Annotated in this window: 18 protein-coding genes; 3 read left to right on the top strand and 15 right to left on the bottom strand. The window is 43.4% G+C overall.

Annotated elements, in window-relative coordinates; genetic code table 11:
- Positions 1-79: 79 nt before the first annotated feature.
- From NIES1031_RS03830 to NIES1031_RS03810, 5 genes are all read right to left on the bottom strand, one after another.
- Positions 80-2,647 carry an AAA-type ATPase lid domain-containing protein gene (locus NIES1031_RS03830; protein ID WP_073548182.1) on the bottom strand — a complete coding sequence of 856 codons (2,568 nt, stop codon included), beginning with the start codon at positions 2,645-2,647 and terminating at the stop codon, positions 80-82.
- Positions 2,648-2,986: 339 nt separating this feature from the next.
- Entirely contained in the window at positions 2,987-3,601 is a 615-nt protein-coding gene (gene wrbA / locus NIES1031_RS03825) for an NAD(P)H:quinone oxidoreductase (RefSeq protein WP_073548181.1), read from the bottom strand.
- Positions 3,602-3,733: 132 nt separating this feature from the next.
- Positions 3,734-3,928, bottom strand: a complete 195-nt coding sequence (locus NIES1031_RS03820; RefSeq protein ID WP_178378047.1) for a pirin family protein — start codon at positions 3,926-3,928, stop codon at positions 3,734-3,736.
- 80 nt (positions 3,929-4,008) lie between these two features.
- On the bottom strand, positions 4,009-4,455 hold the full coding sequence (locus NIES1031_RS03815) for a MarR family winged helix-turn-helix transcriptional regulator (RefSeq protein ID WP_073548180.1): 447 nt from the start codon (positions 4,453-4,455) through the stop codon (positions 4,009-4,011).
- Between the two features lie 144 nt (positions 4,456-4,599).
- Positions 4,600-5,451, bottom strand: coding sequence for a tetratricopeptide repeat protein (locus tag NIES1031_RS03810; protein ID WP_143167693.1), 852 nt, complete (start codon positions 5,449-5,451; stop codon positions 4,600-4,602).
- A gap of 273 nt (positions 5,452-5,724) precedes the next feature.
- On the opposite strand from NIES1031_RS03810, the gene NIES1031_RS03805 reads away from it, so the two are divergent.
- Complete coding sequence (locus NIES1031_RS03805; RefSeq protein ID WP_073548178.1) at positions 5,725-7,809, top strand: elongation factor G; 2,085 nt, start codon at positions 5,725-5,727, stop codon at positions 7,807-7,809.
- A 196-nt stretch (positions 7,810-8,005) separates the two neighbouring features.
- Entirely contained in the window at positions 8,006-8,197 is a 192-nt protein-coding gene (locus NIES1031_RS03800; protein WP_015190965.1) for a hypothetical protein, read from the top strand.
- Between the two features lie 21 nt (positions 8,198-8,218).
- Here the strand turns inward: NIES1031_RS03800 and ctpC are convergent, their stop codons facing one another.
- The 5 genes from ctpC to nrdJ all read right to left on the bottom strand — a co-directional run bounded on the left by ctpC (position 8,219) and on the right by nrdJ (position 15,592).
- Entirely contained in the window at positions 8,219-9,508 is a 1,290-nt protein-coding gene (gene ctpC, locus NIES1031_RS03795; protein WP_073548177.1) for a carboxyl-terminal processing protease CtpC, read from the bottom strand.
- A gap of 193 nt (positions 9,509-9,701) precedes the next feature.
- On the bottom strand, positions 9,702-10,928 hold the full coding sequence (ispG, locus tag NIES1031_RS03790) for a (E)-4-hydroxy-3-methylbut-2-enyl-diphosphate synthase (RefSeq protein WP_073548176.1): 1,227 nt from the start codon (positions 10,926-10,928) through the stop codon (positions 9,702-9,704).
- Positions 10,929-11,293: 365 nt separating this feature from the next.
- Positions 11,294-11,584, bottom strand: coding sequence for an RNA recognition motif domain-containing protein (locus NIES1031_RS03785; protein ID WP_015190968.1), 291 nt, complete (start codon positions 11,582-11,584; stop codon positions 11,294-11,296).
- A 398-nt stretch (positions 11,585-11,982) separates the two neighbouring features.
- A complete protein-coding gene (locus NIES1031_RS03780) occupies positions 11,983-12,201 on the bottom strand; it encodes a ssl0294 family protein (RefSeq protein WP_073548175.1) in 219 nt (72 codons plus the stop codon).
- A 118-nt stretch (positions 12,202-12,319) separates the two neighbouring features.
- Entirely contained in the window at positions 12,320-15,592 is a 3,273-nt protein-coding gene (gene nrdJ, locus NIES1031_RS03775; RefSeq protein WP_073548174.1) for a ribonucleoside-triphosphate reductase, adenosylcobalamin-dependent, read from the bottom strand.
- 212 nt (positions 15,593-15,804) lie between these two features.
- Here nrdJ and NIES1031_RS03770 point away from each other — a divergent pair, with 212 nt between their 5' ends.
- On the top strand, positions 15,805-16,512 hold the full coding sequence (locus NIES1031_RS03770) for a Uma2 family endonuclease (RefSeq protein ID WP_073548173.1): 708 nt from the start codon (positions 15,805-15,807) through the stop codon (positions 16,510-16,512).
- Here the strand turns inward: NIES1031_RS03770 and NIES1031_RS03765 are convergent.
- The 5 genes from NIES1031_RS03765 to NIES1031_RS03745 all read right to left on the bottom strand — a co-directional run bounded on the left by NIES1031_RS03765 (position 16,509) and on the right by NIES1031_RS03745 (position 26,607).
- Positions 16,509-19,241 carry an isopeptide-forming domain-containing fimbrial protein gene (locus tag NIES1031_RS03765; protein ID WP_073548390.1) on the bottom strand — a complete coding sequence of 911 codons (2,733 nt, stop codon included), beginning with the start codon at positions 19,239-19,241 and terminating at the stop codon, positions 16,509-16,511. The two genes, NIES1031_RS03770 and NIES1031_RS03765, sit on opposite strands and share 4 nt — an antisense overlap.
- Before the next feature lie 46 nt (positions 19,242-19,287).
- The gene (locus tag NIES1031_RS03760) at positions 19,288-22,659 is read right to left on the bottom strand and encodes an Ig-like domain-containing protein (protein WP_073548172.1); all 3,372 of its coding nucleotides are present in this window, start codon (positions 22,657-22,659) and stop codon (positions 19,288-19,290) included.
- A 32-nt stretch (positions 22,660-22,691) separates the two neighbouring features.
- Positions 22,692-24,176 (bottom strand): DUF11 domain-containing protein, encoded by a 1,485-nt coding sequence (locus NIES1031_RS03755; protein ID WP_084544246.1) that lies wholly within the window; start codon positions 24,174-24,176, stop codon positions 22,692-22,694.
- A gap of 100 nt (positions 24,177-24,276) precedes the next feature.
- Positions 24,277-24,831, bottom strand: a complete 555-nt coding sequence (locus NIES1031_RS03750; RefSeq protein WP_073548171.1) for a DUF11 domain-containing protein — start codon at positions 24,829-24,831, stop codon at positions 24,277-24,279.
- A gap of 81 nt (positions 24,832-24,912) precedes the next feature.
- Positions 24,913-26,607, bottom strand: a complete 1,695-nt coding sequence (locus NIES1031_RS03745; protein ID WP_073548170.1) for a hypothetical protein — start codon at positions 26,605-26,607, stop codon at positions 24,913-24,915.
- Positions 26,608-26,890 lie beyond the last annotated feature (283 nt).

Genomic DNA, 26,890 nt, shown 5'->3' with positions numbered 1-26,890 from the left:
CATGATGCAGGATTAAATTTTACAAAGTAGTCCACCTGCGTGGACTTTGTTATCAAGCAGTGAATTGATTCGTACTCGCTTACCAACCAACAACAAGTATCCAAATCATTGCGGTTAATGCGATCGCGCCTAAATGTTGCGGCAATAAAAGACGTAACGGCTGACGAGTAATTTTATGCGTCAAGAATATTGTTAACAGTACAGAAAAAATTAAAGTGACAGCTTGTAAAAAAGCCGTGACAGCAGGATGTGCTATTACAATCGGCATTCCTTGACCGCTATAGCCAAAAGTCGCTAACGTTACTGGAACAATTCTGCCAGCCTCTCCCAAACCTAAACGCAAGTAGTGCGCCAAATTTCCGCCTAATACAAGCGGTAAATAACCGTAAGCTATTTCTAGAAACGATTTAGGCTTAGAAATAAAGACTTTAGATTTTGCTTGTTTGACAAAATTGCTGAACAAGTAGAATAACTGCATGACACCGTATACGAACAGCGCAACACTTGCCGGAATTACTAATGCAACTAACGACACTCCCAAATGTGGTAAAAACTGCGTTAAATCTAAATGCCAACCCAGAGTCGCTTGCAACTCTGGTAAACGATGCAGAAATATTCCACCAAATAGCAAAAACAACAACGCCACTTCATAAGAACGGGGTACGTGCGTTGTCCATAATTCAATTCCAGGGGGACGCAAGTTGACTTCAACTGAACGATGCGGACAAGCTTTCAAACACGTCATGCACAAAACACAATCGCGGTTATCTTCAAGCTGTGCAGGGTGCGAGTACAAAGGACATCCATCCGTTTCCAACCCTTCACCCTTTTGCGGACCACCTTTATAACATTGATACGTCGTACATTCCGCCGAACAAGTCCCCTGTTGCGCGCGCAATTCAATCATCGATAATTTCGCAAATAGCCCATTCATCCCACCAATGGGACAGAGGTAGCGGCACCAAAATCGGCGCTCAAAAATTGCCGAGAAAATCATCGCCCCAGCGGTAATTAATAACAGCAAGCAACTAGAAAGATAAGCCGTATCTTCTAAATTCCAAAGTTCTTCCCACAAGAAAATTAAGGTAAATAATCCAAATAAAAACCATCCACCCCATTTTTCAGCTTGATGTCGTGGCCAAGACTTTAATTGTCGCGGAAATAGCCATAGAGAAAGCTTTTGTGTCACTTCTCCGTAAATCATGAACGGACAAAATGCACACCAAATTCGTCCGAGAAACGGAAATCCGAGTAAAATTAAAGGCCACCACCACGCCCAAAACATATTTAAGGCAAAGTTCTCGCCACGATGTTGCGGACCTACAAACAGGACAACAACAACAACAGCAAAAAACCACAAAGTGAAGCCATAATTAATTCGGTCTGGATACCAAGGACTGCGCAAAAATCGCCGCAATCCAGGATACATATTAAGTAGATTGACGCGGAATTGTTTTTTCTTCGTTTGGGCTGACCAAAAGATTTCTTCAGTAAGTTCTAATCCTCCTGCGGATTGAACAATAGCTCTTTCTACAAGGCTTTGCAATTCTCGCAAATTACCAGGAAAATCGTAGGATTGTAGACGACGCAATGCTTCTGGAGTAATTTTTGGTTTGGCAATGCCCTGGCTGCGACTGTAGAGACTAATGTAATACTCAGCTTGGGCTTTAATATCAGCTTTGCGTACGCGTAGTGGGGGAACTTTGATAATTTGACCAGCACAGCGCTCAATTGTGGACTGAGTTCTTTCAGAAATCATCAAAATACGAGCGCGAGAAATTCGAGGTGTAGGAGTTGGTTCTCCTAGACGACTTACTGGAGTGTACGTACCCGTTTTAAGTAACTGTACTAATGCGGGAACTAACTCCGCCGGAAGATCTTGAATATTGTTGAGAACAAGCGTGCCATCTCCTAACCATTCAAGCAATCCGACCTTACCACTCGCGCGACCAAACAAATCTGCACCGCTCGATTGCAGAATACTACAGTTAAGTTTGATAATAGGTTGGCGGCGCTGCGGAGAACCGAAGTGAATCAAAGCCGCAATATTGTCTTTCTCTAATCCTGGTTCGCCAAAAATCAGCACTGAATTGCGCTTCAGACTAGCTTCGCGGATTGCTGCACGCAATCGGACTGCATAACGACTTGTCCCCACAATCCCGCGTTGGGCTTTAGTTACTAAGTAGGGGCGTAGCGCTTGAGAACGTTCTTGTTCGTAAGAGAGTGCTGAGGTAAGTTGTGCGACTTCTTGAATGAGGTGACGCGAGAAGACTTGTGCGATTTCAGGGTGTTGCGCCACAATTTGTTTGAATTGCGCTGCTGGAATCACCCAAAACTGACTTTCACTAAGCGTTTTAATCGTCTGCTGTGCAGGTTGGTCTAACAAAAGTTCCTGGAGATGAACAACCGTTCCAGGAAGAAAACTACACGCTGCTGCTATGCTGTTTTGATGAGTTCGATAACTTTCTAGTTTGCCCTGTTTCAGAATATAAAGTGCTTCTGGAGGCGTATCTTCTGTAACGAGAGGATAATTTTCTGGCAAGGTTTTTTCTTCAAGAACTTGCGCGATCGCTTCTAATACTTCACCCGAAAGAATTCCTAAAGCCGTTCGTTCTTGTAACCATATCACAGTGTTTGGAGATGTCATGAGCGCTTCTCCGATAATGCGGCTTGCCTATGTATTATGAACTAACTACAGGCGATCGCGTTGACAAAGATTGCGTGATCTAAAATACATAGCAATTTAAACTTTTTCATGAGGCTCTCTTTATCTCTTGTCTTTGTGTACTTTGTGGTTCGTTTAAAAAAAGCTGACAACTCAAACTAGAATCCTTACATCCATGACCACAACAGATCTACCAAATCTTTGGGTTCCTTTATTCCTCCTAAGTTTAATCGTCGGTGCAGCAATTTTCTTTAGCCGAGTCAAGTAAAAGACAGAACCACCACAGCCGCATACTCAAGCTAACTGTGGCAGAGTCAAGAATTATGATCGCACCTTAGCCGTCACCTCAGCCACACGGCACCCTAATGCTTTGCAAATTTCCAAGTCTTCTGATGTTGGTTGCAACTCGCCTTGTCCGCCTGCTATTGTTGTCGCACCATAGGGTGTACCGCCACGTGCTTCTGTGTGAATCATTCCAGGTATAGAGTAAGGCACGCCGACAATAAGCATTCCTAAGTGTAATAGCGGAACCATCATTGTTAGTAGCGTTGTTTCTTGTCCGCCGTGAGTCGAAGCTGTAGAAGTAAATACAGCGGCTGGTTTACCTTCCATTTCACCCTTAAGCCATAGCTGTGCGGTTGAATCGATTAGCTGCTTCATTTGCGCACACATATTACCGTATCGAGTCGGAGAACCCAAAATCACAGCGTCAGCTTCGCGCAAATCATCAACAGTGCAAATGGGTATATCTTTTTGCTGTTCGCGTATTTTGCTTGCAAACTCGTTTTGATCGATAATTTTGTCAACTTCAGGAAACTCTTGTACGCGGCGTAGCATCACTTCGGCTTGCGCAATTTGACTTGCACCTTCTGCGACAGCTTTTGCCATCTGCAATGTGTGACCATACATCGAGTAATAGACAACTAAAATTTTCATTCTTACCTCTTGAATAAATACTGCAAAACCGCCTAGCGACTTTAGTCGCGCCTCAAAAACTAAGTCTACCTATTCGGTTTCGTCTGTTTAGTTGCGGTTTCAATCGCTAAGTGCATGCAAAAAATTTCTTGGTTACGCCAAGAAGTCGAATAGCAAAATTTCTGCACCGCTATCTGTGTTGATTTTGAGTAACTCAGCTTCATTGATAGCGACACCATCACCTGCTTGCAAGGCGTGTCCGTTAAGATTAACTGCACCTCTTGCTACTTGTAACCAGCCGTAGCGGTTGGGTTGCAATTGATACGACAGGCGATCGCCTGCTTGCAGTACTAAACATCACTTCCTCCTTAGTTTTAAATTAAATCGTTTAATGTTAAATTAATTGGGCAAAAAAACAGCACCAACAATTATTCTTTTTTACCTAACTGCCGACATAGACGCCCTAGTTCTTCTTGTTCAGGCAAACTCAGTGTAGCCATTTCCGTCACCACAGCCGCGACATGAGTCGGAAAGATGCGACTGATTAACTGTTTTCCCGCTTCGGTCAAGTTGACTCGAATACAACGGCGATCATCAGGTTCGCGTTCGCGTTTCACTAACTCTCGCTTTTCTAAATTATCAATGACTAAAGTAATGTTTCCACCACTTTTAAGAAGTTTTGCGGCTAGGTCGCGTTGATACATCGAACCCAGGTGGTACAGCGCCTCTAAAACACCAAATTGTGTAATCGTCAAGTTTGTTTCATCTAAATGACGATGAATCCGAGATGATATTGAATCTGCTGCACGTACCAACTTAATATACGTGTCTAATGCTCTTACCTCTTCTTCTGTACCATGATGTCGCGTTCCCATTTATTATTTAACACTTAATAATTTAATATTAAATTATCGGATTGATCCTTTTCTTGTCAACTGCTTCAACGTCACCAGCTTGGCGAATTTATTTGTCGCTACACAAGCTAAATCTACTGACTGCCATGGTGTGCGTTTGTCACTTTATTGCGATAGCCCCGAAGAAAGTTGAAAGGCTTGCTGTAGAAGTTCTTCGGTACTTTTTGCCCACTGCGAATTGCCTTGAGATGCATACAAAGTTTTGGCAGATTGCAAGACTATTTGTGCGTTTTGATATTGCCCTAGATGCATATATACTAGACCTGCGGCATAGTAGGCATTTGCATAGTTTCTATTTGCTAAAGCAGACTGACGAAAGGCTTCTAGCGCCGATTGAAAATTGCCTTGCCCAAATAGAATCGCGCCTACATTGTAATAAGCTTCAGCATAGTTTGGTTTAAGTTTGATTGCTTCGCGAAAGGCGGCGATCGCTTGGTCAACTTGACTTTGTTGAAGATAGACAATACCCAAATGATAAGTAATTTCTGGTAAGGTTGGGCTATATTTAAGTGCTGTATTGTACGCTGTGATCGCACCTTGCCAATCTTGTTGTTGCTCTTTGACTAAACCTAGGTTGTAGTGTGCTAGTCCTAAATTTGGTTCCAGTTTTATTGCGTTTTGTAAAAATTCTTGTGCTTGTTGGGGGTTGTTTCCCTCTAAGAGAACTGCTCCTAAGTTAGCATAAGCTAAAGCAAACTTTGGTTCAGCTTGAATTGCGCGATAAAATGCTTCTGCGGCAGGTTGAAGTTGTCCAGTTTCACGCAAAGCAAGTCCTAAATTATAGTGTGCTGGGGCTAATTTGGGATCGAGCTTTGTTGCTGTTTCAAACGCGGCGATCGCATCTTTGAGTTTATTTTGTTGTATCAATTTTAGTCCCTGGTTGACCCAATTTGTAGCAGTTTGGGAACTTGCTTGTGCTAAAGAAGGAGTCGTTAAGCCTACTTTGGCAAAAGCCATTACTGAGAGTATGGATATTAAGAATACGACTAATTTCTTTAAAATGAGTTCAATTAATCTAAATTCTGACATTCCTTTATAAAAATTCAAAATCTTGGATAAAAGTTTGTTTTGTTTAACTATTATTAAGCTAAATCTTACAAGAGACTACGATTTTTGTTGCTCTGATTAAAGATAGGTAATAGTAAGATTAAATGACAGATAATTTCCTACAACATCATTATCGCTTCTCGAATCAGCAGCGCTTTCATGAGCAAAGCTCAGGAGGATTTTATGAACGAAAAAGGGAAAATGGGCTTGCACAATGTCGCCATTGTCGGCCCATATTTAAGTGGTAAAACAACGTTACTAGAAAGTTTGCTTTTTGTAACTGGGGCAATCTCCCGCAAGGGTAGTATCCGCGACGGCAATACGGTAGGAGATAGCGCCACCGAAGCCCGTGATCGCCACATGAGTGTAGAAGTTAATGCTGCCAGTACCGAGTATAACGGAGTCCGCTTTAACTTTATCGACTGTCCTGGCTCAGTAGAATTTGCCCAAGAAACTTATAACGCGCTGATGGGAGTTGATGCAGCGATTGTTGTTTGCGAACCAACAAACGATAATTCCAACGAATCAAAGCAACGCCTGCTGACACTCGCACCAATATTTAAATTTTTAGATGACTGGGAAATTCCTCACCTAATCTTCGTTAATAAAATGGACAAAGGCAGTAGCAACTTTATGGAGATGTTGCACGCCTTAAAATCAATTTCTAGCCGTCCGATTGTTCCGCATCAATACCCAATTACGCAAGGCGAACAAATTACTGGATTTATTGACTTAGTAAGCGAGCAAGCTTATCAGTATCATGCAGGCGCAGCTTGCGATCCGATTCCGTTTCCTGAAGCGTTTAAGGAACAGGAACAAGCAGCACGTACGGAAATGTTGGAAGAACTCGCCAACTTTGACGATCACTTGTTAGAAGAACTGCTAGAAGAAATTAACCCACCGCAAGAAGAAATTGTACAAGATCTGCGACTCGAATTAGGCGCAGATTTAGTTGTTCCCGTATTTTTTGGAGTTGCTGAACAAGATTTTGGCGTGCGATCGCTCCTCAAAGCACTTCTACGCGAAGCACCAACACCAGAAACAACCGCAGAACGTCGCGGCGTTGTTTTACACAGGGATGCACCATTAGCGCAAGTTCTCAAAACTTACTATACTCCCCAAGGTGGGAAACTATCATTAGTACGAGTTTGGCAAGGTAAATTAACCGACGGAATTGTCCTTAACGGAGTACGTGCGGGTGGTATTTATCGCTTGATGGGTCAACAAACAACTTCACTCACTGAGGCGCCAGCAGGCGACATCGTAGCACTCTCGCGCTTAGAAGGAATTCACACGGGAGATACACTATCATCAAATAGCGAACTGGCTTCAGAATTACCTAAAGCTGAACATCTAGACCCAGTCTATGCTTTGGCAATTACGCCTGAAAAACGCAATGATGAGGTCAAACTTAGTGGAGCGCTCAGTAAACTTTTAGAAGAAGATCCTGCACTTTATTGGGAACAACACGGCGACACGCACGAAGTCATTTTGTGGGGTCAAGGTGAAATTCACCTGCAAGTTGCTTTAGATCGATTGCGGCGGAAATATAATTTGCCAATGACAACACATCTGCCACAAGTACCTTACAAAGAAACTATTCGTAAACCAATTTCTTCGGTACACGGGCGTTATAAGCACCAGAGTGGCGGTCACGGTCAGTTTGGCGACGTATATTTAGAGATCAAACCGTTACCACGCGGCGAAGGCTTTGACTTCAAGGAAACGATTGTTGGCGGAGTCGTACCGAAACAGTATATTCCAGGTGTAGAAACAGGAGTTCGCGAATATCTTACACACGGACCTTTAGGCTTCCCGATTGTCGATGTTGCGGTTACACTTACAAATGGTTCATACCACAGTGTAGATAGTTCTGAACAAGCCTTTAAGCAAGCAGCGCGAATTGCGATGCAAACTGGAATGCCGCAAGGTGAGCCTACACTCCTCGAACCGATTGTATCAATTGAAGTAACAACACCAAATGAATTTACGTCTAAGGTGTTGCAACTCGTCAGTGGACGTCGAGGACAAATCTTAGGTTACGAAGGTAGAAGTGATTGGCGAGGCTGGGATAATATAACGGCGTACTTGCCACAAGCTGAAATGCACAACTTTATTATTGAGTTGCGATCGCTAACTTTAGGCGTTGGTTCGTTCCACTGGCAATATCATCATCTTCAAGAGGTTCCTGAGAAGCTAGCTGAGCGAGTTTGCTCGACTACTAACGGTAATGGTAACGGCAATAGCAACGGCAATCATCATCGTTGAAGAAGAGATTAGAGATCAGATTTTGAAACCGTATGATTGGGAAGGCTAATTTACCTTCCCTTTATTCATAAAATTACGTTAATTTAACGTCGGTTCAATTTTATAAAGTCCACGCAGGTGGACTTTGTTTACTAGCTGCGAATTCATTTGCCGCGCTATCAATCATATTTATTTAAGCAAACGACTGAGCCTGAGTATGAGTAACCATCCCCAAGCCTGGTATATCATCAAACGCCCCACAGGTCACTGCGAAGTTGTACCGAGCGATCGCACTGATGACAAACTACACGTATCAGCTAAAGACCGTTGGGGACCTTTTTCTTCGCAAGAAGAAGCCTTCGCACGGCGGATAGGTTTAATTCGAGCTGGTAAATGCCAACCTATGTAAACCAAGTACAGACGATCAACCCTACTGCGGCGTGACTCCTGCTTGATTACCACGCTTCGCCGCAATTTCTTTTTGCAATACATTTAAGGCAGTAGAATATTGCGGATCAGCAGGTGTACCAATTTTTTCGCGGTCTTGAACGAGCGATTCTTTTTGTTGATCGGTAAGTTCGACTACTATATCAGGACTGATTCCTGATTTATTGATATCGCGACCGTTGGGGGTAAAGTATTTAGCAATGGTCACAGCCAAACCTGACCCATCACCTAACCCGCGTACCGACTGTACTAAGCCTTTACCAAAGGTTTTTGTTCCAACAACGACAGCGCGTTTGTTATCCTGTAAAGCACCTGCCAGAATTTCACTCGCACTTGCTGAACCACCATCAACCAAAACCACAACAGGTTTATCTGTCAAGGCTCGGTGGTTAGATTTTTCAATATCTCTTTTTCCTTGGCGATCAACTGTAGAGACAATCGTGCCATCTTGCAACCACATTTGTGCAATTTCTACGCTGGAAAACAGCAAACCACCTGGATTAGAACGTAGATCAAGAATATATCCTTGAACTTGCTTGTTCTCTAAATCTCGAATTGCATTGCGCATTTCTGCGGCGGCATTCGCACTAAACTGAGTTAAGCGAATGTAACCAATATTTCCCATTGGAGACGTTTGCTGACTGTAGCGGACAGGGTGCAATTCAATTCGCGCCCGTGTAATTTGAAACTCGCGCTGCTGGTTTTCCCGCTGAATTGTCAACCGGACTTGAGTCCCTGGTTTGCCTTTGATCATGGATACTGCTTGATTGATATCCATGCCTTCCGTACTTTTACCGTCAATCTGGAGAATAATATCTTTGGCAAGAATGCCCGCCCGGGCGGCTGGAGTGTCTTCAATTGGAGCAATTACGGTCAATTTATTTGTTTTCTCGTCCTGGGCGATTTGAATTCCAATACCCGTCAGTTCTCCAGAAGTTTCAACTTGCATATTTTTGAACTCATCTGGATCCATAAAGCGAGTGTAGGGGTCATCTAGCTTTTTGAGCATCTCGCGAATGGCTTTGTAGGCATCTTCTTTGCTGCTATAAGACCGGTTGAGATACTCGCGGCGCACAGCTTGCCAATTAGCTTGATTAAATGTGCCGTCTACATATTGACGGTCAATAATCTGCCAGACTTCATCTACTAATTCTTTGGGACTTTCTTGAAAAAAAGCCTGACCTCGCGAGTGAATCCCCGCACCAGCGATCGCAACGGTTGTCAGCATTGCTGCTGTTGCACCCAGAACAAGCCCACGTTTTGAAATGACCATAATGACTGCAAAAGTCGGAGGGAAAATGCAATTCAAGTATGCTCAATGTAACACACGATCTCAGTGAATAGGGTTCGGATACTAGGGGTCGGGGGGTGAAATTAAAAAAATTACGAAGGATAAATATTCTTCAACATTCCTTCATCATTCTTAATTTATTCACCAATTTCCCTAACCCCTAATCTTTAACAGTTTATGGTTCTACCCACCGTCCGTCTGCTTTAATTAGATTGATTAACTCTTCAACGCCTTGAGCTTCAGGAACGCGCTTGATTTCATCTCGACCTCGATACAACGAAATGTAACCAGGTTGCTTACCGACATAGCCATAATCTGCGTCTGCCATTTCTCCTGGTCCATTGACAATACAACCCATGACAGCAATATCCAAGCCTGTCAGGTGTTTCGTTGCTTCGCGTACTTTGTGTAACACCTCTTCTAAATTGAACAAAGTACGACCGCAAGAAGGACAAGCGACATACTCTACCATCGTCTTGCGTAAGCCAAGAGCTTGCAAAATGCTGTAGCAAACCGGAATTTCTTTTTCCGGTGCTTCGGTGAGTGATACGCGGATCGTATCGCCAATTCCTTCGGCTAAAAGCGTTCCAATACCTGCGGTGGACTTGATGCGACCGTACTCACCATCACCCGCTTCGGTAACACCGAGATGCAACGGGTAATCCATACCTAATTCATCCATTCTTTGCGCCATCAAGCGATAGGCAGCAAGCATGACAGGAACGCGCGAAGCTTTGAGGGAAACGACTAAGTTACGAAAATTTAATGATTCGCAGATGCGGATGAACTCTAAGGCAGATTCTACCATGCCTTCGGGTGTATCGCCGTAGGTAAAAAGCATTCTTTCAGCAAGCGAACCGTGGTTGACACCAATGCGCATTGCTTTACCTTGGTCGCGGAGGGATATTACTAAAGGTTCTAACGTCTCGCGAATCTTGTCTCCGATTTCATTAAATTCGGCTTGCGTGTATTCGGTGCGGTCGGTTTTTGGTTTTTCAAATACGTACAGCCCTGGGTTGATTCGCACTTTGTCTACGTGCTTGGCAACTTCTAGGGCAATTTTCATACCGTTGTGATGTACGTCGGCAACAAGCGGTACAGGTTGATAAGTTTGATGTAGTTTCTGTTTGATTTCTGCTAAGGCTTTAGCATGAGCCATGCTAGGTACAGTAACTCGGACAATCTCACAGCCAATCTGGTGTAAGCGCCGAATTGCAGCAACAGAGCCATCTACATCAAGCGTGTCTTCGTTAATCATCGATTGCACCACGACGGGATAGCCACCGCCAATAGTGACATTGCCAACTTTCACCGGACGGGTTTTGCGGCGATGAATTGTGGTGTCAGTTAATAGCCCAGAGGTTGGGTTAATCGTAGTTGATGGAGTAGGCAAGGTTTGCATAACGCTGTCCGCTAGTTACTTGCGAAAGATTCAGATATTCCTCTCTGTTTTTCAGAGTGCCACACTTGTGTCAAATTTGGTGGAAACAGCGCTAGTTTAAACTATAAGAATGCACGATTGGCGGATATAACAGGGGTCAGAGGTCGCAGGGCAGATTCTTCAAAAGCTAGACAGGGTAGCGGTTTGTGTTAGAAAGTAGACTTTGCTTGCTACATAACGAAAATGCTCAAATAAAAATAGCCGACTTGCTATGGTATCTTGTTTATGTTCCATAACTTGCCGGAGCAGTTCAATTTATAGATTTGTAACTTCTAGCTAAATTTCAGCCGCTATCGCTTTTTCTAACTAGTGCTAGTAAAAGTTAATCAATATTCGTTTCTGCGCATACCTGTACCATTACGTCGGTTATTTTCTTCGCGGGGTTTAGCTTTGTTAACTCTCAGTTGACGTCCCATCCATTCAGCACCGTCTAACTCGGTGATTGCGGCATCCTCTTGGGCATCTTCTGTCATATCAACAAAGGCGAAGCCGCGCATCCGACCCGTTTCTCGGTCGGTCGGCAAGACAATTCTTTTCACTGTGCCATATTCTGCAAATACTGCTCTCAAGTCGTCTTCTGTGGCGCGGTAGGAGAGGTTTCCAACGTAAATAGTCATATCGATCACGTAAGTCTGAACAGAAGCTAAAGTTCAGTTACTCAAGACGACCTTATCTAGGAGGTTTGCCAAGAGTGCAGTGCGTCTCATTTACCAGTGATAGAATTTCCAGCTTGGCAACCGAGTCGGCAGCGCCTAAAACTCAACCAATGATAGGACTGAACTTACGCATACGGTTTTATCATATCCTATTCACTCAGTTATCAAAGGTTACTTGCATTACAAAGACTATATGTTTTGTATTAGTTTAATTTTTCTAATTACATCTAAATACATATAGCGAAGTAGCAAGTCTTAGGTGTTTTTCAGATATGAGTGATTAGGATATGTTATGTCTACTGATACTTAAACGCGGTCGATGCCTACAAAATTATTGCGCGGCGATCGCCTTAATGTATTTACTCGATTGATATCGACTGAGGACCACCTGTTTTGCCGTTTTGTGGCTGACTTGTTGGCGATACGTAAGTCGTGTAACCTAGTTGTTGATCGAGCCAGCTTTTTACGGGGTCTTCTCCCAAATTTAGCCGCAACAAGCCAGAAAAGAAACCACCTAAAAATGAGCCTGGGTGCTGAGTCAGTTGTTGGAAAATTGGCTTGAGTTCATCTCCAAACATAATAAATATCTTTCCTGTTTCCTTGATTACCTTTTATTCTAGCGCCTGCCAATGTTGACTAACCTACCCAAAGGTGACACAAGCCTTCCTGACTAACAAAGAAGGCTCATATGTGCAGCTAAACAGGTTTTTGCTCGGAGAACAAACATTTATCAGAATCACACCCCGCAGGTCCTACCTCAGATAAGTCTTTCGCATCGTATTGAATGAGTGCTGACTGAAAATCGTTGGTGCGGCGTTGCATTTTTACTTGTTGCATTAATTCATCATATTGCTGTTTAGATATTGGTTCAAAGGGTAAACGCGGAAACGTTTGATGATCGTCAAATCGCGCTAGAAGTGCGGCGGAGATGTAGCCTTCGTTATTTTTGATAGCTTCGTAGATGCGAGTTCCGAGTGCTTCGACTTCGTTTTCTCGCAGTTCGATTGTGGCAGAGGTGTTGTGCGAGACATAATACTTTTGAACTTGCATATAGAAATCCATTTGAGCGATCGCACTAAACTGACTGATATCAATTTCGTCCGCACCTGGTAAATCTGCCCAAGGTACAGCCACGGGAATCTCAACTAACCATTCGCTACAACGCGGATCGAATGGATCGTTAAGTAGATTACCGTTTTCGTCTTTATCCGATTGTGATGGGACAACGTTGTAGCCGTAGTCAATACAAGCTAACGCGACGGGATCGTGACTGCGGAATGTAATGCGGCGAATGAAGCGTTGCGCTTTGGGAGGATGCCAACCTGGAGAAGCACCTGTCAGTAAAGATTTTGTGCCTGATGGTTGCACAGTCGTACAGCGGTTCGGGTGTTTAATGTTGTGGCGATCGCAATATTCCCAAATCACCTGATGAACAATGTCTTTCCACCGACTAAGATATTCTTGCTCTTTTTGTTTATACTCTGACCCTTGCGGTGTTTCTGGTCTTCCTGCTGTCCACCAATGCAGCCAATCGACACCGAAAGCACGAACAAAAAAGTCAAATAACCCTGTAAAAGATACACCAACAATTGGGTCTAATTCGCGCGATTTTTGATAGCGTGGTTCAATGAATTTGTGATTTAATAACGTGGCAACTGAAAGTGCTCCAGCAGTAAATGCTTCTGTTTGTTCTTGATAGTTATTCGGGTCAATTTGATTAAGATGGATCTCAGACAAATTGCAATTTCCAGTTAAAGTGTTGCCAAAAACTCCCTTGTGGAATTCTGGCTCATTGAAGCAATAAGTATCATGACAGCCTGGTAACTCTTCTACGCTTTTGATGACTTGCCATTTTCCTTTTGCTGTAGGCTTGTACCCTTTACTTGTATCCAATCTCTGACAAGGAATTTGATTGCAATCAGTAATCTGCAAATAGTATAGATATTGCGATCTTTTCCCTAAATTTGTTGCAGATGCCTTACGAGCCATCATGTTTACCGATGACTGAAGTCCGCACTTGGATAAAAGTAACTGTAGTCGATACGCTCTTTCGTAGTCAGCAATATAAATTCTAATGCCATTTCCTTGAGTATTAGAACCATCAGTATCAGCTAGCCCAGCTATAAAAGCAAGAATTGCTTGCTTGTTCCATGAACCAATTATATTTAACGCATCAGATTGGGTTTTCAAGCGGTACAAAAGTTCTCTTGAAAACCCTAAATCAGTGATGTCTACAAAAGATGGTAAGTAATCATAGTTTCTTAGAGGAGATTTTTTTCCAGAAACTAAAAGTTCAGATTTCTTGGTGTATAGTCTAATTTTTGCGTTGCCATTTTGATCTAAAGTTTCGTCACCTACAGCTACTCCTAATGTATAAGCATACACAGGATCAATAGCTTCTCCATCTTGATATTCAATTACAAATGGTTCTGTATGAATTGAGTATTTGCTATGCGATAATAAATCTTTTGTCTGGACTTCTTCATAGCTTTTACCAAATCTATCTTTAACAAAGAATCTATGGTATTCTGTAACATCTAAATAAGAGCCATCACCAAATCTAACTCTATATAATTTCTGTCCAGTATTAGTTTGAAATGGAACAACTTTGCTCCAGCGTTTACCATTCCAAATTTCAACTTCTTCACCAACAATATCTTGAATTTTACAAAGACCTTGGCGAGTAATTAGTAAAGTTTTTCCTGATACACAATGGAAATTTGCGCCAGTGATCTCGCCGCAAGGATTCAGAGCATATCTTGATAGTCTGTGTGCGATTTCTTCAGGTGGGAATTCATTAAAGCGATCGCGTAACCATGCTCGTGCTTGTTCTTTACCTTGATTATAAGCTTGCAGAAATTCGGTTTTAAGTTGAGGAGTTGTTAAGATATCTGCATTTGCACGGGCGATCGCTTCGGGTGCGTATTGAATTGCCCCTTCGCCTGAATAATACTGGTTGCGTACAGCATCAACACATTCATTCAATGTTGGTTGACGATGAAACACGCGCGTGTGATTTGCCATTCGTAACGCATCGCGTTCGGGATCGATTCGCCAGTTACCATTCTCATCTTGTTGCCACAAATTACTTTTGGCTTGAGCGAATAATTCATCGTCGCTGTCACCTTGACGCATTCCAGCACTTCGTCTAACATTTCCGGCAACGACAACAACAGCGGCTTCATCGATTAATAAACAACATTCTACAGAATTAAGTTGGCGTCCTACGGCTTTATTAAGAATTGCGGCACAACGTTGATATAATTCGGGTAGCTTGATCGGATTAGCAACACCACCAAAGCCTTTGAGAAGTTCACCAGCAGGGCGTACATTACGCAGATCGACGCGGACATTGACTTCTCCTGCAAATTGTGCATCGCTGGATAGTTCGAGAAGCGTTTGATATGATTTCACCCAACCTTGACGACTATCACCGACGTAGATTGTGATATCGTTGCCTGCAATCTGAATTTCAGTAATTTCTTTCCTACGAATAGCTGGTGTTATCCCAATTTCTCCAGTAATCGTCACGTTTAAGCGATTGCGAATTGGTGGTAACTGATGAATATACTGCGGTTCGAGAACAGCACCGGTACCACAACCCATCATTGCAAGATCCATCATCAAGCCAAACGCCCGCCAGTCGGTAACGTTGGTGCTTGTACAGTTATAGGCTCCAGAAAAATTTTCTTGCTTTTCGATCCATTCTGTGCCACCAACCCATAACCAACGTCCACTTGGTAGCGCTTTCAGTTGGTGCTGCATTTTAGCTAGTACCGCGACTTCAGCGTCGGTGAGTTTACCTAATTTGACTAAACCTTTGAGCGTGCGATCGCATACTTCTTCCCAACTTTCACGTCTACCATTCGGCTGGCGACGGCTATACGTTCTAAAAAACACTGGATTAGCAGCAGGCGCAGTTTCAGGAAACTGGCTAGTTTGGTTAGTACGCTCAAGCTCTCGAACCATAGTTGAGGAAATTTATCGTCGTGTTGGTTTGGGATAGATTAAGACTATACGTCATTTATATATAGTGGTAAAGACGTTGAATTTTTCGGAGATTTGCGCTAGCTGTAGCGGTTGACTCGGTTATATGTGTTGATCGTTGCATAATTCTGAGTCGTTGCTACTCAAGCTAAGATTGTAAACATCGATTCCTTTATACTCGTGTCGAGGCGGTTATGGTATACGACTCATGGCAATGTTTGCCCACATCTGCTGAACTGCCTGATTCTGACGATACGCCGGTGGATAATGAACTGCAAAACCTCATTCCCAATCTTTTAGCAGCGATTTTAGCGCTCGTATGGGCAAATCGCAGCGATTGGTTCTTTGGTGTTGATATGGGAATTTACTACGCCCCAGGAGAATCAGCAATTGTTCCTGATAGTTTTTTAAGTTTGGGAGTTGATCGCTTTGTGGGGGAAGAAGGGCGTTTAAGTTATGTTTTGTGGGAAGAAGATAATAAAGTGCCGATTTTGGCGTTAGAAGTTGTTTCTAAAACCTATAGCGGCGAGTACGAACAGAAAAAGATTGATTATGCTCGCTTAGGGATTTTATACTATGTTATTTATGCTCCAGGTAGAGGTAAAAGCCGTAAAAGGCAAGCGCTAGAAGTTTATCGACTGGTTGATGGACAATACCAGTTACTACAAACCGATGAACCGTATTGGATGCCAGAAATTAACTTAGGGATAGGAAGAGAACGAGGCACGCATCAAGGTTGGACGCGCGAATGGCTTTACTGGTACGATCAGGCAGGAAATCGATTGCCAACTCCTGAAGAAGTAGCAATGCAAGCAAGCGATCGCGCAAATTTAGCTGAACAACGTGCTGAACGTTTAGCCGCCAGACTACGAGATCTGGGCATAAATCCTGATGATCTTTAATTAACCCTAACGCGAAAGCGAATAAAGCCATAAGAATTAGTTGGGTTTCCTGGTGCGATCGCTCTGGGTAAGGTTGCAGGGCTTGTGGCAACGTCAACAATGATCGCGCCGTTGTTATTGCTACCAGAACAAGATAATGGTGGTGTCGTTCCAGCAGCATAAAATCGTCCTTGATCTGCGTCAGCAGCATTTGTTACGTAATTTGTAGGTGCTGTAGGAAGGTTAGTAGCACTCAATCCTAGCGCAATACCATAATCGCTGCTGTTTGCAGGAGCTTGGTTGTTAAATGCATTAGGAATAAACGTTGTATTGGCTGGAATTAAATCACAGACTTGCACATTAGTGCTATTTCTTCCACCATCAGACAGAAAATAAATTGTATATTCAACTTCATCGCCTGGTTTAACAGAAAGGTTATTAAAAGCACCACGTAGATAAGTATCTTTAGGCTGAGGCCAATTAGGAGCATTATCATCTAACGCTCGTGGATCTGACGGATTGATGTAATCGACAAATCCTGTGAAGTTGATTTCATTAAGTGCTGTAATACGCTTGACTAAGCGAAGTTTAGGAGGAGGACTAACAACAGTGAAAAGCGTAGGATCGTCATCGTCGGTACGGGTAGGATCGTTACCTGTATTTATACCATCATCAGCAGTTTGAAAAAAGTAACTACCAGGTGTAGGCGGGTTAGTGGTTGCTCCATTAGAATCAGCATCAGTCAGAACAGTGCCAACTGTTGCGCTAGGATTGTCTGCTGTACTAAAAGTTGCAGTAGCTTGATTGCTGATTGGGTTGCCAGAATTCATACTGTTAATTTCAGCAATGATTCTGATTGTAATTGTGTCACCTACGCGCAAGGTACTGGAATTAGAAGCAGTTGTTCCTGTCACAAGAGTCGTTAACGCACCTGCTCCTGAATAGCTAGAATTGAGTGTAATATTGTTACCTGTAGTTTTAGATACAATAGCTGCATTAATAAATGTTAGCTGTGGTGGTAGAGTATCGTTAATAACGAAATTTATTGCACTAGTATTACCTGGAGAAAGATTGGAATAAGTAATCGTATATTCTACGCGATCGCCTACCGTTACCGTACCACTACCATCAGCATCAGTTAAAAAACGAACTGATTTTCTACCTCTAACATTTGCTTGGTTTGTTGTGGTAATAACTAAGTTCGACAAAACTGCTTGACTAGGAAAAAATGCCCAAGTATCGATACCTTTAAAGTCACCATAGTTACTGCTAAACTGATGTCTTCCTGCCGAACTATCGATTCCTGTTGCCGCGTTTCTAGGATTTGTTGCACCTGTGCCGTCTAGACTGACAAATGTACCATTTTTAGTCGTGTAGTTAGTATCGTTGTAGTAGATAGTATATTTATTCTTACCCGCAGGAAAAGCACCTGGTGCATTTTCCATTTCAATGACAAAGCCATTCGGGTTATTTTCTGCATCTAGCATAGGAAAGTGATATTCCCCAGCACGAAGTGTAATCTGGGCATTATAAGGAGCATTACCAGAACGTGGTGGTAAATTAGTACCAGCAGCATTTTTACCATCCCAAAAAACAACGTTACTGCCTGCATTAGCGACGTTCTGCAAAACGCGATCAACGCTAGGATCATAAACTCCATCAGTATTGGTATCAACAATAATTTGGTAGCTTCCTGAACTACTCACATCAAAGCTAAAATTTCCACCGACTCCTACAGGAGTTTGATTACCACTACCACCGGTACCACCAGTAAATTTAAAGTTAGTAGGAACTGCGGGAATAACTGGCGAAGTTGGAATTCCTAAATGTATTAAAGCTTCGGGATCTGGTCTATTAATAAAAATTAAATGAGTAATATCTGTAACCGTATCTGGTAGATCGGGTCGTTGAACTTCAACATTGCCTTGAAAAGGACTTAAAGCATTATTATCAGCTTTTGCTGTGCGGTAGAGTGTACTGTTATCTGTTTTATCGATATATCCTCGGCTATTAGCAAAAAAGATAAAACCAAAAGGATCGACTCCATTCATGTCGGTTCGATAGCGATATCCATCTTTGGTTTGAATAAAGAAGTCAGAGTTGAGTGGTATACCATTACCGCCCAGGTTCATGGCGACATAATTCGTAAATACGCGTCCATTTTTAGGATTACCTAAAATATCGCGTACAGTAATATCCCATGCAGCGACGCCTGAGCCTTGAGTATTATCAGTAGGAAAAGTTGCAGTTGTTGTTCTTATTGCTGGATTTCCTGTAAGATTCGGTGCATGAAATTCTACTTCATAGATTCCAGTTTCTGTAGCAACAAAACTACAAGGAGTATAACCACCTAAATTTGGTAAAGGTCCTGCTGTTTCCTTAGCTAAGGTGTCAATAAAACCATAGCCAGTGCTTAAAACATCACAAACACCATTTTGTCTCCCAAAAGGACTGCGATAAACAATATCTTGACTATCAAAACTCGTATGAACACTCGAACCAAGATTGACAATTTCGCCTTGTTTTACGTAAACTTTCAACAGAGTTTTACGCACAATATTTGCGGTTGTGCCAGATGCCCATTCTAAATAAGGTCGATTGCCACCTTGAGAAACTAACTGTTTACTACCTTCAGCACGAACAATATTCGTTCCACCCAATGCGGTAAGTAGAATGAAAAAACTTGTTATAGCTTGGGTTTGACGTAGTTTTGAACGAGCGATCGCAGTAAAATAATGAATAAATTGCATAGTTAGTTTAACTACATTTAAAAAAATATTTGTACCTTGACAAAATCTATTGCTGACTCTTGGCAGTGTGATTTGAAATTGGTTTTGGTACTGGTTTTTGCAATCCAAAACCATCAAATAATTCATTCAACTTGAGTGTTAAACCTAAATATGCCCCTCCAGCAGAACGCGAACCACTAAAATCTCTGTCACTGACATCACCAAACGCATAACCAGCACTCAAGCGCAAGTTAGGAGTCAGATAATAACCCGCTTCTACGACAAACCCAGTTTCACTAAATCCTGTTGTGGGTTGATGAATCCACCGCGCCTCACCGACTAAATCAACGCTGTAGCCTAAACGGTAAGTAGCGCGTAATTGTGCCAAATTGATTGTGCTTGTCCCAACTAAGTCTGTGGCTAAGTAAGAGGTACTGTTTCGCAGCGCGTATTTGCCGTAAAACTCCCATTGCCAATTCGGAGCGTAAAGTGCTTCTAAAGCAAAGGTATGATCTTCATAACCTGTGCCAGTGCCTAAAAGTAAAGTGTCAGGAATCGTTGCCGGATTTTTGCGGTATTCGTAACGCAATAAGGCGTTGAATTTATCGCTATGAGGATCGCGATAAGCTAACCCAGCTTTGAAATTTACGGTGTTTCCTAATCCGGCAAGTTTTTGATTAGAAAAGTTAGCTTGTTGATAGCGGACTAAAGCTGTAAGTGCTGGTGATATTTTTCCAGTAACATTTGCCCCAATCACAGTGTTAGAACCACTAGGAGAAGTGCGATGTTCGTAGCGGGCATTAGCTTGAAAATTAGAACTTGGGTTATATTCGACTCCAATACTGTAGCTATTAGCTGCACTAAATCCTAGAGAAGCGGCACTTTGCCCTGGGGCGAAGGGTTGTGCAAATTGTAACCCTGCGGCGGTACGTCCAAAGAAATCGCCAAGAATGCGTTCGTAAGCTAAATTGAGTTTTAAACTTGGCGTAATTTCCCAGCGATGCTTTAACCCGATCGCACCTTGTCCAGAAAAGTCATTCAATCCACCAAACATGGAATAACGTCCAGTGAGTATTGTATTTTGACTAAATTTGTGTTCGCCAACAACTTCTATACTCGTAATCGAATTACCAGCAAATTGCCCGCGCGTGTAAAATTGTTGCGCTAAACGCAGATTAACTCCAGGTAGCAATCCCCAATCTAAGCCAAGAATTGTGCGATCGGGATAAACAGCGTCAGCTTGATCGGAGAAACTCAGTTCATTTTGCGCAAGAAAAGTAAGATTATCAGTCAGTGGTAAGGTGAGGCGCGATCGCACCTGATCGGAAGTTCCACTTAAAGCATTAGGTGCAATGCGATCTTCGCGTTGGCGATGAATCCAATCAACAGTGACGTTAGCTTTCCCGATGCGGTGTTCAACGCCTGCCAAAATGGTTGTGAGTGAGTTATCGACCCGACTTCCTGGGATTGGTTCAATACGAGGTGTAAATAAATCTTCAAACGTCGTCACAGGTTCAGGCGCAATCCCTTGGTTAACTTCGCGATCGTATTGCAGTCTTAAATTTGTTTGCGGTGAAAGTTTACCGACAACTTGCGCGCCATACCGCGTTTGCCCTGGAACAAAACTGATTGTGGCATTATTAGCAAATCCAGTATCAGCAGTGCGAAAATAAGCACTTGCACGAATACCTTGAGCAATTTCTGCGATCGCTTCTAAACGGTAAGCTGAACCACTGATAGTTCCTAAAAATTCAGAATTGTTCGTCGAATGTGCATATTCGGCAATGAACCGTGTTTTGTCACCTAACGAAATCAAGGCATCTGCACCGTATAATTCAAAGCTGCGTACTCCCTGATTTTCTTGCAGATATGTTGCCCCGATCCAATCGGGATGGCGTTGCCGCGAAAGATGGTACTGCAAACGACCGCCATAAATTGTGTTACGATTGTTTTCTTGACTTTCGTATTGATATGTTGCAATAATCTGTCGTCTTAAAACTTGTCCTGTTTGATCGACATCGGTGCGCAAAACGGGTTGGCGAAAGAGTAAAGTCCCGCGATCATAGTCAATGTCGTAGTCTATCCCGCGCGTCAGTTGTTGGCGTGAAACGACAGTACCAGGACGATTTAATTCTTCTAATTCGATAAAAACATTTTCACTACCAGCTAAGAGTAACCGGCGTGACAAAAAGTAATAGCCGCTAGTTCCATCTGGGGCGATCGCATCGCGCTGAAAACCTTGAACGTTATTGCCATAAAAACCCGTAATCTGCAAATTACCCCAGTTGTAGTTTGCTTTAAAGCCATGCAGTTGGCGCGTTGTTGCTGAAAATTGCTGTGAAGTGCGGGCAAACTCTTGGGTATTAAAGTCACCCCACATGGCATAATCAGGTTCTGCATTGAGAATTTGGGGCGATCGCTCAAAGCGCAAATACACACTATCTTGGGAAGGTGTTAGTGCGGTAACTTGAGAATCATCGCCATAGGTAGGATACGCTTGTTCGCACGGTTGAGTATCGCGGAATAGGCGATCGCGTCCGTTGCAATCTCGATTCAAAGTGCGATCGCTATTGTAGGCACCTGTAAATAACCATTCGCCAACTTTTCCAGTAGCAAAAGCCGCGCCATAAATATCAAGTTTAGTTTTGTTGTCATCAGGAGGTAAAAATTCGCGAAAACTTTGATAAAAATCTGTCCCACTGCGCCCTAAACGCACGTCAATTACGCCAGTAGCAATTGATGGACGCAAATCGGTTTCAAATTGCAGTTGTGTAAAAGCTTCAATATCGGCGATCAAGGCGCGAATTGTTACAGTTTTCGCTTCTAATCCCGATCGCAGTGTGGCGCTAAATTGCCCTTGCTTGGCTTGCACTTGAAATCCTGGTGCTTTTGGGTTAGCATCTTTTTCTACAAACTCTCCCGCACTGGCTGCTAAAGTGACTGTGGCATTTTGATTCGTCCGATTACCATTTGCATCAATCAGTTGCCCTTGAATCGTTGTGGTAGAACGTCCATCAGCCGGAATTCGCGCAGCTTCTGATTGCAGTGTGAGTTTTTTGACTCCACCCCGTACTTGAACTTTAATTGTTGATGGTGCTAGTCCTGGTGTTGTTGGCATCGCAGTAATTACATTCTCACCCTGCTCCAGAGAAATGCCGTACCAAGTTTGTGTTATGAGTTGATTAGTCGTATCAGTTTCCGTGCGTCCGATTAAAGAGTTATCGACTGCGACACCATTAACTTGTAGTTCGATTTGGGCATCTATTGGATACTCGGCAGTAATTGACGTAGAAGGAAGATCAATGATTTGATTGGGGGTTGGTGAAATAATTTTGATTGTCGCAATAGGTGTCTGTTGTGTTGGTACATCGGCAGGTAATTGAGCAGCAGATTGTTGTGCAGGAGCAGCGATCGCCGCTTTACTTATTACTTCAACCATGCATATAATCAGGAAGGTACTCAACGTCTTGATCATGGTTGCGTTCCTTCCTTCTCAAGTGGGGTAACGGCAAAATTCATGCGCGCTAAACCCCCTGGGGCTAAATGTACCAACCGAGATTGGCTATTGCGTTCTTTGAATTTGTGATTGGGGGCGAGGCGATAACCTGGAACACTCGTGAAATCTAAAACGCCAGTTCGGTAGCCTGAAATAACATTTGCTACAGAAAATAATCCTTGTTTGTCCGTAACAACACGGTTGCCATCATCAAGAAAAACAACAGCATTGGCAACACCTGGTTCATCAGGTTGTTGTTCGCCATCAAAGTTTTTGTCAACAAATACACGCCCGATCAGCGTACCGCAGTCGGATAAAATACCAGGTTGCAGGCGGAGTCGATGAATTGCAGGACCATCTTTGACGCTTACACTGTTATCAAGGCGTTGGGCAGTGGCGATCGCTGAATTTTCACCTGTACCGCGAATTGCTTCGGGAGTCAGTACAGCGGCGTAGGCGATGTTGAGGATGCCCGACTGTGGTAGGCTAATATTTGAGGCTTGGAACGTGACTAAAGAATTATTTTGAGTAGTATTGACTCGAACTGGATTGCCGTCTAACTCTGCTTGCACTGAAGCAGGAAGAAAGTTAAACCCCAAAGGCAAAGTATCTGCGATCGCCACGTTATGGATTGAGGAACTTGCTAGGTTTTTGACTGCGAGACGATAAATAACTGTGTCTCCTGGTGCAGCCGTCGCGCGATCGCCTGTTTTGATAATTTGCAGGTCTTGAGCTTGACAAATGTTAGTTTTTATGTTCAGGGTGCCAAGGACTAGCCCGACTCTCTCGGCATCGCGGATATTGATAGTGTTAACAAGTGTGGTGCGATCGTCTGTGGTACTGAGCGGTTTACCATCTAAAGATGTTGCTTGATAAACAACAACATCACCCTGACGTTCTTGAATCGTAATTTTGACGCGGCGTTGGTTGTAAATTGTATTAGGTGGCGGATTGACAATCAGAACATAAGTTCTACCGATATCTAACTGACCTCGGTTTGGGTCAAGCAGAAAGTTATAATTGCCCTGTTCTCCATTAGTTAGAAAAAACGGATTACTATTTTCTATATTTGGTGCCAAACCTTTAGTAATCCCGTTATCTGGAACATCAGGTAATTCAGTACGCGTCAGCGAGACAAGAGTTCTCACTTCGGTTCCTGTGGGATCGTTGGGTTCTACTTCATACAAAGCAACACTAAAACCCGTATAGTCTGGCAGAATTTCACCCGCACAACCCGTAACTTGCCCTAAGGGATCGATTAAGCCTTGAACACTGATAGAATTTTGAGTAGTGAATCCGGATATTAACTGCGTGTCGTCTGAGTTGTAACTATAAGAAGCTTGGTTAATAATATTTAGAGAATTTGTCTTAGTTTGAGCTAAAAGTGGTGCGGCTAAAGGTAAACTCACTCCTAGCATTGCTGCGAGTAGTAAGTTATGTTGCCAGCGCTGCGTGTACATGACAAGGCTATTCCTACTGAAAGGCATGAGGAATCTGTACTGCCAGATGCGATATCTGCACCTGACAGCGAGAAGATATTGTTGAGATGTGGTTTAGCGATTAACGCACTTGCACTTGGTAACTAGCATTCACGGTTGATTTGGCATTAATCGCGGTGGTATATTGCCAGCGGATATGCGTGTAACGTTCGGCTGGTGCAGGACGAGTTTCAACCTTACCATCGGGTAACTTGACTTGAATTGTCGGATTTTCGACAAAAGTCTTGCCGTTGTCGATGCTGTAAGTCATTTTGGTACCGCTAGGCGCAGTCGCAGACTTGAGAACGTAAGTTGTTTGTTTCGGAATGGGCTGCGTGACAACAAAGTTTCTCACCACGCGATCGCTAGTATTTTCACTGCTAACGGTGTAGCGCAGTGTATCACCTGGTTGAACGACAACATTGCCTTTGAGTGTTTGCCAGGTAACTTGCGGTTTCCCAGCAGCATCTTTCGTAACAACTTTCTTCGCAGCCCCCAAATTGAGTTGCATTTGGGCTTGACGCTGTACTGTTTGAGCGATCGCAACTGTTGTTTGTTGAATCTCAGGAAGTGCAACTAATGGTAAAGCGGTTGTTAAGGCGATCGCCGCAAATTTTACAAAGGTTAGACTTTTCACTAAAAACTCCTAACTTCTTACTGATTGGGGTGAGTAAGGGCAGTAGCAGACTGCAACTACTGCCGATGGCATTAAGTTTGATTAATTGACTCGGCGTTGGAAGGTAAACGTCCCTGCTGTACTTGGCGCGATGGGACCTGCTACTGTATCTTCATAGCGAGTGACATCCGTTGCCGCAGTTGTTCCTTGGACATCACCTGTTGGAGCAAACGTTACGGTACCGCCAGTAGAATCAACGGCTGTTGCAGGAACATTACTTGTGTCGATAATGCCGTCACTATTGCTATCTAACGCCCAGTTGTTACCACCAGTTGTTCCATCTTCAACAATCCGTAAGTTACTAGCATTCAAAACAACATTACCTGTTCCCCCGCTTGGTGCGGCTTCAGAAATATTCGTGTAGGTAATGCGGTACTCAATAATGTTGCCTGGGGCAGGGCTTTTCGGAGTTTGGCTGAAGACATTTTCCCCAGCGACAACCGCAGGTCCTGTACCTTGCAGAATCCGCGATTCTTTGACAACTCGGACGAAGCCAGTGTAAAGACGATTGATTGTCGTGTTTGGTACTTCGGTTGCCGCATCAATGATGCCATCGTTATTAAGGTCATCAAACACGGTAATTGGTACGGAGAACGCGGTTAATTGTGGTGTATTGTTGGGTAAATCAATAGTGACCTGATAGTTAGCGGTGTTACCTGGTGATGCTGGTGTTAGCAGAATCTTGACAGGGTCAGTTGCGGTGGTTCCGGTACCCGAAACGAATGTAAAGCCTGTGGTAGGGTTATAGCTATAAGTTGCGGTTTCACCCACGTTGTAGGTAATTGTGACTAATGTGCCGTTGGGTAATGCTGCGGGATCAGTAGGAGGCGTTGGTAGCAAGGAAACGATTACTGGATCGGTCGTGGAACCATTGGCAATTGTGTTTGTAAATGTTCGCGGAGCAGGATCTGGTATCAGTGCATTGGGCGCTAACCCTGCGGGAACTGTGATTGATGCGTTGGTAAAGTCGTCGTTATTGTTTGTTGGTCCAACCGCATCGGGTTGATTCAAAGGACCGTTGAGAACTTCGGGTACTGCACCAACGGTAGCGGATTGCGTGGCGCTGGCTTCGCGTTCACCATTGGCAGGTGCACCACCTACGGCTATAGTACGCACCTCGTTGGGATTTGCACCATCACTAGCATCGGGCTGGTTTTGCGTGCCTGCACTATTGTCGTTAGCGCCAGTGTCACCTAAAACAACTGTGACATTTGTACCGGAAGGAGTTATACCAACAACTACCGGAACCCGTACTTTAATGACCTGATCCGCAGCAATATTGCCTGTAGTAAAGCCTGCTGCTGGAATCACTGTTTCAAATGTGCCGTCGTTATTCAAGTCGGCGAGCAGTGGACCAGAAAGCGTACCGTTGGTAATACTCGATGGCGCACCAGGAATGAAGATTGTCGTTGCGTCGTTACCTGTGTTAGTAATGGTAAAATCGAAGTTAAGGATATCACCAGTTTGAATTGTTCCACTGTTGACATCTTGCGCCGGATCGGCTGTTACGGTGACACCAGCAACTTTGGCTACAGTGATTGTCACTTGGTTAGAAGTAGCGTTGATCGAGGTTCCAGGATTGTTCGGATCTTCATAAGTTGCTGTCGCGGTGTTGCTAATCGTGGTACCAGCAGGAGTCCCAGCCGCAAGTACTGGTGCTGCTAGTTGAAACGCACTACCAAGTAGTAAGCTCGTTGCTAGCAGTTGGCGAAAAAGACTTTTATGGGATGTTTTCATAGTAGGAATCCATAAGGTGCGGAAGAAGAAAAGTGTCCATGGCAAATCTGACTGGTAGGTCAAACATGACTCCCAATCAAAAATACTGGTAGGTCAAACTCTCAGAAAGGCTTTAGATCTCCAGCCAAACTGCGGACTTCTTGAAGCTATCCAGTTTTGTTGTAAAATTTACTGTTTTATCTTCCTTTCGATAGGTGACAGATGTCTCCTAGGAAATTACTGAACTTGTCTTAGCAAGAAATTCAAGCAAAATACGGAAATTACTCAGGCGCAATAGCTTTAT

The sequence above is a fragment of the Chroogloeocystis siderophila 5.2 s.c.1 genome, from assembly GCF_001904655.1.
GTDB lineage: Bacteria > Cyanobacteriota > Cyanobacteriia > Cyanobacteriales > Chroococcidiopsidaceae > Chroogloeocystis > Chroogloeocystis siderophila.
Note: the sequence above shows the minus strand (reverse complement) of the source record. Positions and strands in the feature narration are given on the sequence as shown.

Excerpts from the sequence above, each read along its gene's own strand:
- NIES1031_RS03830 (WP_073548182.1), bottom strand. The coding sequence starts at position 2,647 with ATGACATCTCCAAACACTGTGATATGGTTACAAGAACGAACGGCTTTA.
- wrbA (WP_073548181.1), bottom strand. The coding sequence starts at position 3,601 with ATGAAAATTTTAGTTGTCTATTACTCGATGTATGGTCACACATTGCAG.
- NIES1031_RS03815 (WP_073548180.1), bottom strand. The coding sequence starts at position 4,455 with ATGGGAACGCGACATCATGGTACAGAAGAAGAGGTAAGAGCATTAGAC.
- NIES1031_RS03810 (WP_143167693.1), bottom strand. The coding sequence starts at position 5,451 with ATGGCTTTTGCCAAAGTAGGCTTAACGACTCCTTCTTTAGCACAAGCA.
- NIES1031_RS03805 (WP_073548178.1), top strand. The coding sequence starts at position 5,725 with ATGAACGAAAAAGGGAAAATGGGCTTGCACAATGTCGCCATTGTCGGC.
- NIES1031_RS03800 (WP_015190965.1), top strand. The coding sequence starts at position 8,006 with ATGAGTAACCATCCCCAAGCCTGGTATATCATCAAACGCCCCACAGGT.
- ctpC (WP_073548177.1), bottom strand. The coding sequence starts at position 9,508 with ATGGTCATTTCAAAACGTGGGCTTGTTCTGGGTGCAACAGCAGCAATG.
- ispG (WP_073548176.1), bottom strand. The coding sequence starts at position 10,928 with ATGCAAACCTTGCCTACTCCATCAACTACGATTAACCCAACCTCTGGG.
- NIES1031_RS03785 (WP_015190968.1), bottom strand. The coding sequence starts at position 11,584 with ATGACTATTTACGTTGGAAACCTCTCCTACCGCGCCACAGAAGACGAC.
- NIES1031_RS03780 (WP_073548175.1), bottom strand. The coding sequence starts at position 12,201 with ATGTTTGGAGATGAACTCAAGCCAATTTTCCAACAACTGACTCAGCAC.
- nrdJ (WP_073548174.1), bottom strand. The coding sequence starts at position 15,592 with ATGGTTCGAGAGCTTGAGCGTACTAACCAAACTAGCCAGTTTCCTGAA.
- NIES1031_RS03770 (WP_073548173.1), top strand. The coding sequence starts at position 15,805 with ATGGTATACGACTCATGGCAATGTTTGCCCACATCTGCTGAACTGCCT.
- NIES1031_RS03765 (WP_073548390.1), bottom strand. The coding sequence starts at position 19,241 with ATGCAATTTATTCATTATTTTACTGCGATCGCTCGTTCAAAACTACGT.
- NIES1031_RS03760 (WP_073548172.1), bottom strand. The coding sequence starts at position 22,659 with ATGGTTGAAGTAATAAGTAAAGCGGCGATCGCTGCTCCTGCACAACAA.
- NIES1031_RS03755 (WP_084544246.1), bottom strand. The coding sequence starts at position 24,176 with ATGTACACGCAGCGCTGGCAACATAACTTACTACTCGCAGCAATGCTA.
- NIES1031_RS03745 (WP_073548170.1), bottom strand. The coding sequence starts at position 26,607 with ATGAAAACATCCCATAAAAGTCTTTTTCGCCAACTGCTAGCAACGAGC.